We start from the raw sequence: 13,300 nt of genomic DNA on the forward strand, positions 1-13,300 counted from the left end.
GCCGAACTCAGAAGTGAAACGCCGTAGCGCCGATGGTAGTGTGGGGCTTCCCCATGTGAGAGTAGGGAACTGCCAGGCTTTTATATCAGTTATCAGACGACGTCTGATGATGAAAAATAGCGAAGGGGCTGTCCGAAAGGACAGCCCTTTTTGCTGTGCGTAATTTTTGTTGTATAGGTTTTTTATCGTAACGCGCCAATAATCCCACACCGTTTATATGCATTAATTTGCCTCTCTTCCTGTAGCTAAAGGCCTGAAAATGGCTGAATGAATTAGCTGTAATTATGTACAAACCTATCGTAATACCAGGTTGTGAGCTTGCTCATCCCGCCCCGTCACTATTTCGACTAAAACAGATAAGCCCTGATAAAAAATGTCAGGTGCATGTCGTGTCTCTGTACAACCTGCACGCATTGACGTGGGGTTAAAACCTGCAAACAAGCCAAAAAGCTGTCGGCTGCTCATAAAGGAGTGGATTATGTACAGGCGTTTACTGGTCGCAATGGCTGTCGCTACAGCATTATGTGGCGCAACACAGGCATCGGCGCTAACCGTGGGATTTTCTCAAATCGGTTCCGAGTCGGGATGGCGCTCTGCCGAAACCAAAGTGTCTAAACAGGAAGCAGAAAAACGGGGTATCACCTTAAAAATAGCGGATGCGCAACAGAAACAAGAGAACCAGATCAAAGCGGTAAGATCGTTTATTGCACAAGGCGTTGATGCGATATTTATCGCACCCGTGGTCGCAACGGGCTGGACGCCGGTACTCCAGGAGGCCAAGGAGGCAAAAATACCGGTATTCCTGCTGGACCGTATGATCGATGTTAACGATCCCTCCCTGTATACCGCCGCAGTTGCTTCTGACAGCGTCTACGAAGGTAAGGTGGCTGCCGAATGGCTGCTGAAGGACGTCGCGGGAAAACCCTGTAACGTTGTTGAGCTGCAAGGCACGGTGGGGTCGAGCGTCGCAATAAACCGTAAAAAAGGGTTTGTTGACGGCATCGCTGCGTCTTCAAATGTGAAGATCATCCGCTCGCAGTCAGGCGATTTTACCCGCAGTAAGGGTAAAGAGGTGATGGAAAGCTTCATCAAAGCGGAGCAGAACGGCAAGAATATCTGCGCGGTTTATGCCCATAACGATGATATGGCGATCGGTGCCATTCAGGCCATTAAAGAGGCCGGATTAAAGCCGGGCTCACAAATCAAAGTGGTTTCTATCGACGCGGTTCCCGATATTTTTAAAGCAATGATCGACGGTGAAGCAAATGCCACAGTAGAGCTGACGCCAAATATGGCTGGCCCGGCATTTGATGCATTAATTGCCTTGAAAAAAGAAGGAAAACAGCCGCAGAAATTTATTCAGACTGAATCAAGATTATTATTGCCGGATACGGCACAAGCAGAATACCAGTCCAAAAAAGACCTTGGTTATTAAGCCTGATAACGATGGCGTGCAATGCGCCATCGTTACCTGATGTTTTAAGTGGCATAGGTGAGTCTGATGGACACTGAATTGCTGTTGGACATCCAGGGAATGAGTGTCGAATTTCCTGGTATTAAAGCGTTGGATAGCGTCGATTTCACGCTGCGCAAAGGGGAAATTGTTGCCCTGCTGGGTGAAAACGGTGCCGGAAAATCGACGCTGATAAAAGCGTTGACCGGGGTTTATCGGCGTTCAGCAGGAGAAATTTTTCTCGAAGGTAACGCCATCGATCCGTTGAGCACAGCGCACGCGCAATCCTTAGGTATCGGTACCGTTTACCAGGAGGTCAATCTATTACCCAATCTGTCGGTGGCGGCGAATTTGTTTTTGGGCCGGGAACCCTTGCGCTTCGGCATGGTTGATCAGAAGGAAATGGCGCGGCTTGCCAGAGAAATCGTCGCCTACTACGGATTACGGATAGATGTTACCGATCCTTTGGGCAACTACTCGATCGCTATTCAGCAGATCATTGCTATCGCTCGCGCAGTCGATCTTTCCGCCAAAGTGTTGATCCTCGATGAACCCACTGCCAGCCTGGATGCAAATGAGGTCGACATGCTGTTCGGCATTTTGTCCCATTTGCGTGAGCACGGCGTGGGCATGATTTTTGTCACCCATTTTCTCGATCAGGTTTATCGCCTTAGCGATCGCATCACCGTGTTGCGCAACGGAAAACTGGTGGGCAGTGAAATGACGGCGGCGTTGCCGCGTCTCGATCTGGTGCAGATGATGCTGGGCCACAGTTTTGATGAGTCACTCTTGAAGCGCTCAGCCCATGCGACTGAAACCGGCGAGCCTTTGGTCGAATTCCGTGGGTATGGCCGTCGTAATATGGTCGATCCCTTTGAGTTGTCCGTTGCGCCGGGCGAAATCGTCGGGCTGGCTGGATTGCTGGGTTCGGGCCGTACGGAGACCGCACAGCTGGTCTTTGGCATTAAAACGCCAGACAGCGGTGAGGCCAAGGTTGATGGTCAGCCAGTCTCCATTCGTAGCCCACGCAAGGCGGGCAAGCTGGGGTTTGGTTATTGCCCTGAAGACCGCAAAACCGAAGGCATTGTTGGTTCGGCGACGGTTCGTGAGAACATTATTCTGGCGTTGCAGGCCCAGCGCGGGTGGTTACGTCCGCTGGGGTTGAAAGAGCAAACCCGCATTGCAGAAATGTTCATTGAGCGATTGGGGATACGAACGCCGAGCCCTGAACAGGAAATTCAGTATCTTTCCGGCGGCAATCAGCAAAAGGTGTTGCTCTCGCGCTGGTTGGCGACAGAACCTCGCTTTCTCATTCTTGATGAACCGACGCGCGGCATTGATGTTGGTGCCCATGCGGAAATCATTCGTTTGATAGAAAAACTGTGTGAGCGCGGTATGGCGCTGCTGGTTATCTCCTCTGAGCTGGAAGAGCTGACCGGTTATGCCGACCGCATCATTGTGTTGCGCGACAGAAAGCAGGTGGCACATCTGGCGCATCAGGAGATTTCCGTTGCTGCCGTGATGCAAGCCATTGCATTACAACCAGGAGGTGCGCATGACGGACAGCCATGTTAAACCCGTGCGCCGGGTGCGCTTCGGCGTCAGTAAAGGGCTACCACAGATTGCGGCGTTGGTGGTCATCTTGTTAATCGATAGCCTGGTTGCGCCCAACTTCTTTTCACTTCATGTGCAAGATGGCCGTTTGTTCGGCAGCCTGATCGATATCCTTAATCGCGGCGCACCGGTCGCATTGCTGGCATTGGGCATGACGCTGGTGATTGCCACCGGCGGTATTGACCTCTCGGTGGGGGCGGTGATGGCGATCGCTGGTGCTACGGCGGCGAGCCTTGCGGCGCAAGGGCATGCATTGCCAGTGATTCTACTGACGGCAGTGCTCACCGGCGCTGTGTGCGGGCTGTGGAATGGCTTTTTGGTTGCGGTGCTACAGATCCAGCCGATTGTGGCGACCTTGATGCTGATGGTGGCAGGCCGTGGTGTCGCACAACTGATTACCGAAGGGCAGATTATTACCTTTGCACATCCTGCGTTGGCACATCTGGGCAGCGGCTCGCTGTTCTACCTGCCGATGCCGGTGATTATCGCCTGCGCCATGCTGCTTCTACTTTGGATACTGACACGCAAAACCGCATTGGGCTTATTTATCGAAGCGGTGGGTATCAACATTCGTTCGGCCAGAAACGCTGGCATCAGCACGCGTCTGATCTTGATTTCCGTCTATGTCATCTGCGGCATCTGCGCGGCGGTCGCGGGGGTGATTATTACAGCGGATATCCGCGGTGCGGACGCGAACAATGCCGGTTTGTGGCTTGAACTGGATGCCATTTTGGCGGTGGTGATCGGCGGTGGGTCTTTGCTGGGCGGGCGGTTTAATCTGCTGCTTGCGGTGGTGGGGGCATTGATTATTCAAAGTATGAATACCGGTATTCTGTTAGCAGGATACCGTCCTGAACTCAATCTGGTGCTTAAGGCGTTGGTGGTGTTGGCGGTGCTGATTATGCAGTCTCCGCGTTTCTCGCTGCGCCGCCTGTTGCGGAGGCACGAATAATGCTGAAACGAAATATTCCGCTGTTGATTACGCTCGGCGTTTTTATCGTCGGCTATCTGTTTTGCCTGAGCCAGTTTCCGGGGTTTGCTTCTACGCGCGTATTTTTCAACCTGTTGACGGATAATGCGTTTATCGGGATTGTCGCGGTCGGCATGACCTTTGTGATCCTCTCCGGCGGGATCGATCTCTCCGTCGGCTCGGTGATCGCGTTTACTGGCGTACTGTTAGCCAAGCTGATTGGTACCTATGGCATGCATCCCGGCTATGCCATTGCGCTGGCGTTGGTGATGGGGGCAGCATTCGGTGCGCTGATGGGGTGGATCATCGATACCCTGAAACTGCCTGCGTTTATCATCACGCTGGCCGGTATGTTCTTTGTGCGCGGCATGAGCTTTATTGTCTCTCAGGAGTCGATCCCGATTGAACACCCTGTATACCAACAGCTTGCCGGATTAGCGTGGCGCATGCCCGGCGGTGGGCGCCTGACCTTTTTGGCGTTGATCATGCTGATGACGGTAATTGTCGGGATGGTCTTGGCGCACCGCACCTGTTTTGGTAATCGCGTTTACGCCATTGGCGGCAATATCACTTCAGCGGAGCTGATGGGGGTGCGGGTGAGAAAAACCACCATCCAGATCTACATGCTTTCCAGCACGCTGGCAGTGTTGTCCGGGATTGTGTTCTCACTCTATACCTCAGCGGGTTACGCGCTGGCAGCGAGCGGCGTAGAGCTGGATGCGATTGCGGCAGTGGTGATTGGCGGCACGCTCCTGACCGGCGGTGTGGGCACGGTGCTGGGCACCTTCTTTGGGGTGCTGATCCAAGGGCTGATTCAAACCTACATCACCTTTGATGGCACCCTCAGTTCCTGGTGGACCAAGATCGTTATTGGCATCCTGCTGTTTACCTTTATCGTCTTGCAGAAAGGACTTAGCGCATTTTGGGTCGCCAAACGCGCCTGACGGCGCTACGCGGCTCACAACATATCAGCAATAGGGGTTTTAAGCAGTTGACGGATTAACGCCTGCTGGTCGCTGTTTTGCAGCCAAACGGCATACAGCGGGCGGATCACCGGTGGCGTATGTTGCTGAACGTACAACAGTGGGTAAGTTTTTTCCCAATGGCGCGGCAGAAAGGCACAGCCGCCGGTGGTCAACAATAGCTGGCGCGTCAGGTGCGCTGAGGTAGTGGTCAAGATGGGAAGCTGCTCATTGCTCAATAACCGCCCTTCGTGCTGATGAAAATCCGCGCCCCATTCCAGTTTGATAAAAGGCCTTTCGGCCTGCTCCTCGTCTTGTGTGGCGAACAGCGCCAGAGAGAAGTTTCCTAACAGATGGCTGGTCAACTCTTCCATTTTGGGCTGCTCGGTAGTGATCAGCAGGTCCAACCGCCGTTCGTGTAACTGCTGCACCAGAGATTGACGTTGTGCAATGCGCGCTTCAAGTTGAAGCAGCGGGCGCTGCTGGTACAGCGTTTGCAGCCAGGGCGTCAGGTAGGCTTCCCACAGCGATGCAGTGGCACCAATCGACAGCAACTGGTGCTGCTGCGAGCGTGCGACCTCTTTTTTGGCCAGTTGCCAGGTGCCCATCAGGCTCTCTGCGTAGGGCAACAAGCGCTCGCCCGCCGGTGTCAGGCGAATATTATTGCGGTGGCGAGTGAACAAATTTGCACCAAGTTGATTTTCTAATTGGCGAATACGAAAGCTGACCGCTGACTGGGTCAGATAGAGCGATTCTGCGGCGCGTCCAAAATGCCGCGTTCTGCTGACTTCCAGGAAGGTTTTCAGTAATTCGGTATCCACGCTCATCTCCAAAAAAAATTTGTCGTGATGATTTAAATGTTTTGTTTTACAGAATGTCAAGCCTATCTAATACTCCGCGCCATAAACAGCACGACCATAAAAGAATTAGGAGCGTGTAAGATGGCGGAAAGCTTCTCTACAACGAATCGTTTTTTTGATAATAAATCCTACCCACGCGGCTTCTCTCGTCACGGTGACTTCACCATCAAAGAGGCCCAGATGCTGGAACGCTATGGCTATGCGTTGAATGAGCTTGACCTGGGTAAACGCCAGCCGGTGACCGAGGAAGAGACCCAATTCGTCGCCATGTGCCGCGGTGAGCGTGATGCGTCCACCGACATGGAAAAAACCTGGGCCAAATATGTCGCTCGTATTCGTCGCCCGAAGCGTTTTCACACGCTGTCCGGCGGTAAGCCGCAGATGGATGCGGTGGAAGAATACACCGATAGCGACGATTAAGTTATTCACTTGCGGGGCCAATGGCCCCGTTTTTTATCTCTGCGCTTTACCTTAAATGCTTTACCCTAAATCGCGGTGTAAGCGGCGCAGCAACCTGTCCATGCAGCGATAGCTGATCGCCTCCGCCAAATGGTCGCGCTGGATATCGGGCTGCTGTGCCAGATCGGCGATGGTCCTCGCCACCTTTAAAATGCGGTGCCAGGCACGCACAGACAGCTCCAGCTTGGTCATTAACGCCTCCAGCCAGACGGCATCCTCTTCGTGCAAGCGGCAGTGAATATCCATTTCCGGCGGTGTCAGGCGCGCATTGATTTTTCCCGCTCGTGCCAGTTGCCTCTCTCGTGCCATCAACACGCGCGCTCGAACGTCGGTGCTGCGTTCTCCCTGACGCCCTTGTTTGTGCAGCGTTCCAGGTGGCAGTAACGGGACTTCAATCGACAGATCGAACCGGTCGAGAAACGGCCCGGAGAGTTTACCCAAATAGCGCAGGATCTGCTGCACCGGCAGGCGGTTATGGATACCTTGATAGTGCCCCGATGGGCTGGGGTTCATAGCGGCGACCAACTGCACGCGGGCGGGGTAATTGACTTTGGCCCGCGTGCGGGAAATCACGATTTCACCGGCTTCCAACGGTTCTCGCAGAGCGTCCAGGACACGCCGCTCGAACTCGGGCAACTCATCGAGAAACAGTATACCGTTGTGCGCCAACGAGATCTCTCCCGGTTTTGGCAGTCCGCCCCCGCCCACCAGGGCTGTCATTGATGCACTGTGGTGAGGTGCCCGAAAGGGGCGGGTGTGCCACAAGCCCAGTGTGGTATCCGCAGCGCTGACCAGGCTATTAATGGCCGCCACCTCCAGCGCCTCTTCGTTGCTCAATGGGGGCAATAACCCGGCAAGACGGCTGGCCAGCATGGTTTTTCCGGTGCCGGGCGGCCCTATCAGCAGCAGGTTGTGGCCTCCGGCGGCGGTGACCTCGAGCGCCCGTTTTCCCTGCTCTTGCCCAATGATATCTGCCAGATCCGGGGCGTTGGTGAGGTCGGGCGCGTGAACCTCAACCGCCTGACTGCCGGTCAACGGTTCACCGCTGTGCAAAAAGGCGCATACCGCATTCAGGTGTTCTGCCAGCAGCACCTCACCGTGCCCGATAAGCGCCATTTCCTGCTGATGAGCCAGTGGCAAAATAAGCTGGCGACCCGCCTTGCCCGCGGCGATGGCCGCCGGGATTGCGCCGGTAATCGCGCGTAGCGCCCCGGATAATCCCAATTCACCCAGAAACTCATACTGCGCTAACGCCTTGCCGCAAATCTGCTCTGAGGCTGCCAGAATCGATAGTGCGATGGGCAGATCGTAGCGCCCGCCCTCCTTGGGCAAATCCGCCGGGGCGAGATTGACGGTGATCCGCTTGGCGGGAAAGGTGAACCCGGCATTGAGCAGTGCGCTGCGCACCCGATCCCGTGCTTCCTTAACCGTGGTTTCCGGCAGGCCAACCAGCGTCAGTGCGGGCAAGCCATTGCTGATATGGGCTTCAATCGTCACGCAAGGGGCCTGAATGCCAATCATTGCACGCGTATAGGTAACAGCCAGCGACATAACGCTCCCTCCTGTCAATTGCGGCAGCGTGCGCCATCCTGAGTCCAAGGGGCAGTATAAAAATAACGTTATCGGCGACGGCTCGCACAGAGGCGATTGCCATACAGGGCATTCCATCTGGGTTGGGCGCTGGCTTGCAAGTCTTGCATGACTCAATGGCGTGGTCGGTGAAAGTCTATAGAAAAAGCACAATGTGAATAATTGTTTATATCTATATGATTAAATTGCATTTAACGCCGGTTTCTTCATTGGCCTTCATGGCGCGTTTGAAAAAAAATATTGTCAGTGGCGCTAAGTCTGTGGTAACTCTGTAGGTATTCGTTCGACAATGATTACAGAACAAACCATTTATGAAAGCGTTCTCTCTCGTGATTAGCCTAGTCATTATTAGCGTGGTGGTGATTATAAACCCACCGTGCGGGGCGTCGCTGAGACGAAGAATGGCTTAAAAATCAAGCCGTAATTCAAAAAACCCCCGCACCGTAAGGTCGGGGGTTTTTTGTTGGGCGGTAAAAACTACAGAAGGGAGTGGAGTATGTCTTACAGCATAAAATCCTGTTTCTCCCCGGCAGCGTCGGGGAAATAAACTATGAATGGGGCTCAATGGGTGGTGCAAGCGTTGCGGGCGCAAGGTGTCGATACCGTATTTGGTTATCCGGGCGGCGCGATCATGCCGGTTTACGATGCACTCTACGACGGCGGCGTTGAGCACCTGTTGTGCCGTCATGAACAAGGCGCAGCCATGGCGGCGCTCGGTTATGCCCGCGCGACCGGCAAGGTCGGCGTGTGTATCGCCACCTCTGGCCCCGGTGCCACTAACCTGATCACCGGACTGGCGGATGCGCTGCTGGATTCGGTGCCGGTGGTGGCGATTACCGGTCAGGTGGCTTCACCGTTGATCGGTACCGATGCCTTTCAGGAAATCGATGTGCTGGGCTTGTCGCTGGCCTGTACCAAACACAGCTTCCTGGTGGATTCGCTGGAGTCGCTGCCGGGGATCATGGCGGAAGCCTTCGCCATCGCCAGCAGTGGCCGTCCTGGCCCGGTGCTGGTGGATATCCCCAAAGACATTCAGTTAGCCATCAGTGAGATCGTCCCGCAGTTTACGCCAGTCGATGACAGCCAGCCGGATTTCCCTGCGCAGGCCATCGAACAAGCGCGCGCCATGCTGGCCGCGGCGAAAAAGCCGATGTTGTACGTCGGCGGTGGCGTGGGCATGGCGCAGGCGGTGCCGGCACTGCGCGCGTTTATTGCCGAGACGGGTATTCCCTCCGTCGTTACGCTGAAAGGATTGGGTGCCGTTGATGCCGAGCATCCGCACTACCTCGGCATGCTGGGCATGCACGGTACCAAAGCAGCCAACCTGTCGGTGCAAGAGTGTGACCTGTTGATTGCCGTCGGTGCGCGGTTTGACGATCGCGTGACGGGCAAGCTGAATGCGTTTGCGCCGCATGCAGCGGTGATTCATCTGGATATCGATCCGGCTGAATTGAGTAAATTGCGCCTGGCCAACGTGGCACTGCCGGGGGATTTAAACACGCTGTTGCCCGCATTGGCCCAGCCGCTGGCAATTGATGCCTGGCGTCAAGAGGTGGCGGCGCTGAAAGCCGAATACCCGTGGCGTTACGATCATCCGGGCGAGGCCATCTATGCGCCGGCGCTGTTAAAAATCCTGTCTGAACGCAAACCGGCGGAAACGGTGATTACTACCGATGTCGGCCAGCACCAGATGTGGGCTGCGCAGCACATGCGTTTTTCCCGTCCGGAAAATTTCATCACCTCCAGCGGGTTAGGCACCATGGGCTTTGGTTTGCCCGCAGCGGTAGGCGCACAGGTCGCCCGTCCTGAAGATACCGTGGTGTGTATTTCCGGTGACGGCTCTTTCATGATGAACGTGCAAGAGCTGGGCACCATCAAACGAAAACAGTTGCCGGTAAAAATCGTGCTGCTGGATAACCAACGGTTAGGCATGGTTCGACAGTGGCAGCAGCTGTTCTTCAATGAGCGTTACAGCGAAACCAACCTCTCCGATAACCCCGATTTTCTGACCCTGGCAAGCGCTTTTGGTATCCCAGGGCAACGCATAACCCGAAAAGATCAGATCGATGCCGCGCTGGATGCCCTGTTGAGCAGTGATGGGCCGTATTTGCTGCATGTCTCTATCGATGAACTGGAAAACGTCTGGCCGCTGGTTCCACCGGGTGCCGGGAATGAAACCATGCTGGAACGTACCGAATAATGGCAGGAGAACAGAGAATGACGCATCATCAACTTTCCATACAGGCTCGCTTTCGTCCCGAAATGCTGGAGCGTGTGCTGCGCGTGGTTCGCCACCGCGGCTTCCGGGTGTGTGCCATGAACATGATGACGGCCGCCAACCCCGACCATATCAATATCGAATTGACCGTTGCCAGCCAACGGCCGGTGGATTTATTGTCAACACAGTTAAGCAAGCTGCTGGATATCGCTTGTGTTGAAATACAACCCCACACATCACAACAAATACGTGCCTGAAGGCATCAGAAAGGATAAACAGAATGACGAGCAAAGCTGATTACATTTGGTTCAATGGTGAGATGGTGCCGTGGGCGGAAGCCAAAGTACACGTGATGTCCCATGCGCTGCACTACGGTACGTCGGTGTTTGAAGGGGTGCGCTGTTACGATTCCCATAAAGGCCCGGTGGTATTCCGTCACCGTGAGCATATGCGCCGCCTGCACGACTCCGCTAAAATCTATCGTATGCCGGTGCAGTACAGCGTGGATGACCTGATGGAAGCCTGCCGTGCAACGCTACGTAAAAATGATCTGAAAAGCGCCTATATCCGTCCGCTGGTGTTCGTTGGCGACGTTGGCATGGGCGTGAATCCGCCGGAAGGTTACGTCACGGATGTCATCATTGCGGCATTTCCCTGGGGCGCATATCTCGGCGAAGACGCACTGGATCAGGGGATTGATGCCATGGTGTCCTCCTGGAACCGTGTGGCAGCCAACACCATTCCAACGGCCGCAAAAGCGGGCGGTAACTACCTCTCCTCTCTGCTGGTGGGCAGCGAAGCGCGCCGCCACGGCTATCAGGAAGGGATCGCGCTGGACGTCAACGGCTATGTGTCTGAAGGTGCAGGTGAAAACCTGTTTGAAGTGAAAGATGGCGTGTTGTTTACCCCGCCGTTCACCTCATCAGCGCTGCCGGGTATCACTCGCGACGCCATCATCAAACTGGCGCAGAGCCTGGGACTGGAAGTGCGTGAGCAGGTGCTGTCACGTGAATCGCTCTATCTGGCGGATGAAGTCTTTATGTCCGGCACTGCCGCGGAAATCACTCCGGTGCGCAGCGTGGACGGTATTCAGGTCGGCATTGGCCGTTGTGGCCCGGTCACCAAACAACTACAAAAAGCGTTCTTCGGCCTGTTTACCGGCGAAACCGAAGACAAATGGGGCTGGTTAGATCAGGTTAACCCGTAATCGTCACAAGAAAGATTAATACACCCCTTTCCCTTGCTTCACGAACCCAAGACGCCAGTCGCCGCCGAACGGGAGCAGGAAAGGGGAGGAAACACACACTGGAGTAACAGAGTATGCCTAAGTACCGTTCAGCCACAACCACGCATGGCCGTAACATGGCAGGTGCGCGCGCCCTGTGGCGTGCCACCGGAATGACCGATGCCGATTTCGGCAAGCCGATCATTGCCGTGGTCAACTCGTTCACACAATTCGTTCCGGGCCACGTGCATCTGCGCGACCTGGGCAAGCTGGTGGCGGAGCAAATCGAAGCCGCTGGCGGCGTGGCCAAAGAGTTCAACACCATTGCGGTGGATGATGGCATCGCGATGGGGCACGGTGGCATGCTCTACTCCCTGCCGTCACGTGAGCTGATTGCCGATTCGGTCGAATACATGGTCAATGCCCACTGCGCCGATGCGATGGTGTGTATCTCCAACTGCGACAAGATCACCCCCGGAATGCTGATGGCCTCGCTGCGCCTGAATATCCCGGTGATCTTTGTTTCCGGCGGCCCGATGGAAGCCGGGAAAACCAAACTCTCTAACCAACTGATCAAACTGGACCTGGTGGATGCCATGATCCAGGGCGCTAACCCGAACGTCAGCGATGCGGACAGCGACCAGATCGAACGTTCCGCTTGCCCGACCTGCGGCTCTTGTTCCGGCATGTTTACCGCTAACTCGATGAACTGCCTGACGGAAGCGCTGGGCCTGTCACAGCCGGGCAATGGCTCGCTGCTGGCGACCCACGCCGATCGTAAGCAACTGTTTTTGAATGCGGGTACGCGCATCGTTGAACTGACCAAACGCTACTACGAGCAGGATGATGCCAGTGCGCTGCCGCGTAATATCGCGACCAAGGCCGCGTTTGAAAACGCCATGACGCTGGATATCGCCATGGGCGGCTCCACCAACACCGTGCTGCACTTGCTGGCCTCCGCGCAGGAAGCGGAAGTGGATTTCACCATGGACGACATCGATCGTCTGTCGCGCCGGGTGCCGCAGCTGTGCAAAGTGGCACCGAGCACGCAGAAATACCATATGGAAGACGTACACCGTGCGGGTGGGGTGATCGGTATTCTGGGCGAACTGGATCGCGCCGGATTGCTGAACCGCGATGTGTGTAACGTGTTGGGTAAAAGCCTGACGGAAACGCTGAATGCCTATGACGTGATGCTGACCGATGATGAAGCGGTGAAAAGTATGTTCTCCGCAGGGCCAGCGGGCATTCGCACCACGCAGGCGTTCTCACAGGATTGTCGCTGGGAGTCGCTGGATACCGATCGTGAACAAGGTTGTATCCGTGCGCGGGAGCATGCCTACAGTCAGGAAGGTGGTCTGGCAGTACTGTACGGCAACATCGCGGAAAAAGGCTGTATCGTCAAAACCGCCGGTGTGGATGATGGCAGTCTGGTGTTCCGTGGCCCGGCGAAAGTGTATGAATCTCAGGATGATGCAGTAGAAGCCATTCTGGGCGGTAAGGTGGTAGCGGGAGATGTGGTGGTTATCCGTTACGAAGGGCCGAAAGGCGGGCCGGGCATGCAAGAGATGCTCTACCCGACCAGCTTCCTGAAATCGATGGGATTGGGTAAAGCCTGTGCGTTGATCACCGACGGTCGTTTCTCCGGCGGCACCTCCGGGCTTTCCATCGGCCATGCTTCGCCTGAAGCGGCCAGTGGCGGCACCATCGGGCTGGTGGAAGACGGCGATACCATTGCCATTGATATTCCTAGCCGTACCATTGCGCTGGTGGTGGCGGAAGATGAACTGGCACGCCGCCACGATGCGCAACTGGCGCGCGGCGATGCGGCCTTTACGCCGAAAAACCGTCAGCGTCAGGTGTCGTTCGCACTGCGTGCTTACGCCAGTCTGGCAACCAGCGCGGACCAAGGCGCGGTACGCGACAAGAGCAAGCTGGGAGGCTAAGTT

12 protein-coding genes are annotated in these 13,300 nt (G+C 55.4%); 10 read left to right on the forward strand and 2 right to left on the reverse strand.

Annotated features, from left to right (window positions below; translation table 11 throughout):
• The first annotated feature begins 478 nt into the window (after nucleotides 1-478).
• The 4 genes from ytfQ to yjfF all read left to right on the forward strand — a co-directional run bounded on the left by ytfQ (nucleotide 479) and on the right by yjfF (nucleotide 4,981).
• Nucleotides 479-1,435 carry a galactofuranose ABC transporter, galactofuranose-binding protein YtfQ gene (ytfQ, locus tag J5067_RS19610; RefSeq protein ID WP_264645720.1) on the forward strand — a complete coding sequence of 319 codons (957 nt, stop codon included), beginning with the start codon at nucleotides 479-481 and terminating at the stop codon, nucleotides 1,433-1,435.
• Nucleotides 1,436-1,501: 66 nt separating this feature from the next.
• Nucleotides 1,502-3,028 carry a galactofuranose ABC transporter, ATP-binding protein YtfR gene (gene ytfR / locus J5067_RS19615; RefSeq protein WP_264645527.1) on the forward strand — a complete coding sequence of 509 codons (1,527 nt, stop codon included), beginning with the start codon at nucleotides 1,502-1,504 and terminating at the stop codon, nucleotides 3,026-3,028.
• Nucleotides 3,009-4,019, forward strand: a complete 1,011-nt coding sequence (ytfT, locus tag J5067_RS19620; protein ID WP_264645528.1) for a galactofuranose ABC transporter, ATP-binding protein YtfT — start codon at nucleotides 3,009-3,011, stop codon at nucleotides 4,017-4,019. The genes ytfR and ytfT overlap by 20 nt, the downstream gene beginning before the upstream one ends.
• A complete protein-coding gene (gene yjfF, locus J5067_RS19625) occupies nucleotides 4,019-4,981 on the forward strand; it encodes a galactofuranose ABC transporter, permease protein YjfF (RefSeq protein ID WP_264645529.1) in 963 nt (320 codons plus the stop codon). Before ytfT ends, yjfF begins: the two co-directional genes overlap by 1 nt.
• A gap of 14 nt (nucleotides 4,982-4,995) precedes the next feature.
• Here the strand turns inward: yjfF and hdfR are convergent, their stop codons facing one another.
• Nucleotides 4,996-5,820 carry an HTH-type transcriptional regulator HdfR gene (hdfR, locus tag J5067_RS19630; protein WP_264645530.1) on the reverse strand — a complete coding sequence of 275 codons (825 nt, stop codon included), beginning with the start codon at nucleotides 5,818-5,820 and terminating at the stop codon, nucleotides 4,996-4,998.
• 120 nt (nucleotides 5,821-5,940) lie between these two features.
• On the opposite strand from hdfR, the gene J5067_RS19635 reads away from it, so the two are divergent.
• Complete coding sequence (locus tag J5067_RS19635) at nucleotides 5,941-6,279, forward strand: DUF413 domain-containing protein (protein ID WP_264645531.1); 339 nt, start codon at nucleotides 5,941-5,943, stop codon at nucleotides 6,277-6,279.
• Nucleotides 6,280-6,339: 60 nt separating this feature from the next.
• Here the strand turns inward: J5067_RS19635 and J5067_RS19640 are convergent, their stop codons facing one another.
• Nucleotides 6,340-7,869, reverse strand: coding sequence for a YifB family Mg chelatase-like AAA ATPase (locus J5067_RS19640; protein WP_264651826.1), 1,530 nt, complete (start codon nucleotides 7,867-7,869; stop codon nucleotides 6,340-6,342).
• A 350-nt stretch (nucleotides 7,870-8,219) separates the two neighbouring features.
• Here J5067_RS19640 and J5067_RS19645 point away from each other — a divergent pair, with 350 nt between their 5' ends.
• From J5067_RS19645 to ilvD, 5 genes are all read left to right on the forward strand, one after another.
• Nucleotides 8,220-8,318: an IlvGEDA operon leader peptide gene (locus J5067_RS19645; RefSeq protein WP_195314403.1), complete on the forward strand. Its 99-nt coding sequence runs from the start codon at nucleotides 8,220-8,222 to the stop codon at nucleotides 8,316-8,318.
• 140 nt (nucleotides 8,319-8,458) lie between these two features.
• Complete coding sequence (gene ilvG / locus J5067_RS19650; RefSeq protein WP_264651827.1) at nucleotides 8,459-10,108, forward strand: acetolactate synthase 2 catalytic subunit; 1,650 nt, start codon at nucleotides 8,459-8,461, stop codon at nucleotides 10,106-10,108.
• 17 nt (nucleotides 10,109-10,125) lie between these two features.
• A complete protein-coding gene (gene ilvM / locus J5067_RS19655; protein WP_195314405.1) occupies nucleotides 10,126-10,383 on the forward strand; it encodes an acetolactate synthase 2 small subunit in 258 nt (85 codons plus the stop codon).
• A 23-nt stretch (nucleotides 10,384-10,406) separates the two neighbouring features.
• Complete coding sequence (locus J5067_RS19660) at nucleotides 10,407-11,333, forward strand: branched-chain amino acid transaminase (RefSeq protein WP_195314406.1); 927 nt, start codon at nucleotides 10,407-10,409, stop codon at nucleotides 11,331-11,333.
• A 113-nt stretch (nucleotides 11,334-11,446) separates the two neighbouring features.
• Entirely contained in the window at nucleotides 11,447-13,297 is a 1,851-nt protein-coding gene (gene ilvD / locus J5067_RS19665; protein WP_264651828.1) for a dihydroxy-acid dehydratase, read from the forward strand.
• Nucleotides 13,298-13,300: the final 3 nt, after the last annotated feature.

It is taken from the genome of Candidatus Symbiopectobacterium sp. NZEC151, assembly GCF_025962655.1.
In the GTDB taxonomy this organism is placed as follows: Bacteria; Pseudomonadota; Gammaproteobacteria; order Enterobacterales; family Enterobacteriaceae; genus Symbiopectobacterium.

Excerpts from the sequence above, each read along its gene's own strand:
- ytfQ (WP_264645720.1), top strand. The coding sequence starts at position 479 with ATGTACAGGCGTTTACTGGTCGCAATGGCTGTCGCTACAGCATTATGT.
- ytfR (WP_264645527.1), top strand. The coding sequence starts at position 1,502 with ATGGACACTGAATTGCTGTTGGACATCCAGGGAATGAGTGTCGAATTT.
- ytfT (WP_264645528.1), top strand. The coding sequence starts at position 3,009 with ATGACGGACAGCCATGTTAAACCCGTGCGCCGGGTGCGCTTCGGCGTC.
- yjfF (WP_264645529.1), top strand. The coding sequence starts at position 4,019 with ATGCTGAAACGAAATATTCCGCTGTTGATTACGCTCGGCGTTTTTATC.
- J5067_RS19635 (WP_264645531.1), top strand. The coding sequence starts at position 5,941 with ATGGCGGAAAGCTTCTCTACAACGAATCGTTTTTTTGATAATAAATCC.
- J5067_RS19640 (WP_264651826.1), bottom strand. The coding sequence starts at position 7,869 with ATGTCGCTGGCTGTTACCTATACGCGTGCAATGATTGGCATTCAGGCC.
- J5067_RS19645 (WP_195314403.1), top strand. The coding sequence starts at position 8,220 with ATGAAAGCGTTCTCTCTCGTGATTAGCCTAGTCATTATTAGCGTGGTG.
- ilvG (WP_264651827.1), top strand. The coding sequence starts at position 8,459 with ATGAATGGGGCTCAATGGGTGGTGCAAGCGTTGCGGGCGCAAGGTGTC.
- ilvM (WP_195314405.1), top strand. The coding sequence starts at position 10,126 with ATGACGCATCATCAACTTTCCATACAGGCTCGCTTTCGTCCCGAAATG.
- J5067_RS19660 (WP_195314406.1), top strand. The coding sequence starts at position 10,407 with ATGACGAGCAAAGCTGATTACATTTGGTTCAATGGTGAGATGGTGCCG.
- ilvD (WP_264651828.1), top strand. The coding sequence starts at position 11,447 with ATGCCTAAGTACCGTTCAGCCACAACCACGCATGGCCGTAACATGGCA.